Consider the following 626-nt stretch of genomic DNA (forward strand, 5'->3'; position numbering starts at 1 on the left):
TCCTACCTAGTTTAACACGAGCCCCGCACTACGATATCGCGTACATCGAGTAGCATGCCGACACGCTGCTCCGGAGGTTCGAGAAATGGCACGATCCGAATCAGGATCCGGCGGAAGGTGTCTATGAGTGACGCCGAACTCAAGTCGTTCGAGGACGCCGTCGGGGGCCTTGGCGATCGCGTGAGTGAATTCCTCGCTGAAAGGTCGGACCTCTCTGCGGAGGAGATCAACGCCGACGTTGAGGACCTCTCCGTGCCCGATCCGCTTGACGACCGCGCTGCCGACAAGTAAGACCTCGGCCACGTGGGGCGTACGGCGGTCCCAGGCCGGTTGTCTGATGTGGCTTGTCTTACAGTGGATTCTATAGGAGCGAGTGTGGGAATTCTCATAAAGAAAAATATATTTTCAACAAATAGGACCCTCACTAGGTCCCACGTATTCGGATAGAACGTATGGGCCCGAATAGTGGCCCCAGTACGCACCCACCGGCGGACATCGACCCCGACGCAGTCTCGGGTGTTTGATTCGATACGTAACTGTAGAGAAACGTGTCTGACACGACCATTGAGCAGAATATCTCAGGTCAAAGGAGTACCTGCCCTCAGTCGAAAGTTGACCGCTCCGAC

Annotated in this window: 1 protein-coding gene; it reads left to right on the top strand. The window is 55.9% G+C overall.

Features of this window, described 5'->3' with window-relative positions; genetic code table 11:
- Nucleotides 1-123: 123 nt before the first annotated feature.
- Nucleotides 124-291 (top strand): hypothetical protein, encoded by a 168-nt coding sequence (locus tag DVK06_RS19125; protein WP_164471125.1) that lies wholly within the window; start codon nucleotides 124-126, stop codon nucleotides 289-291.
- The last annotated feature ends 335 nt before the right edge of the window (nucleotides 292-626 follow it).

The sequence above is a fragment of the Halorubrum sp. Atlit-28R genome (assembly GCF_003665955.1).
GTDB classification, from domain to species: Archaea; Halobacteriota; Halobacteria; order Halobacteriales; family Haloferacaceae; genus Halorubrum; species Halorubrum tropicale.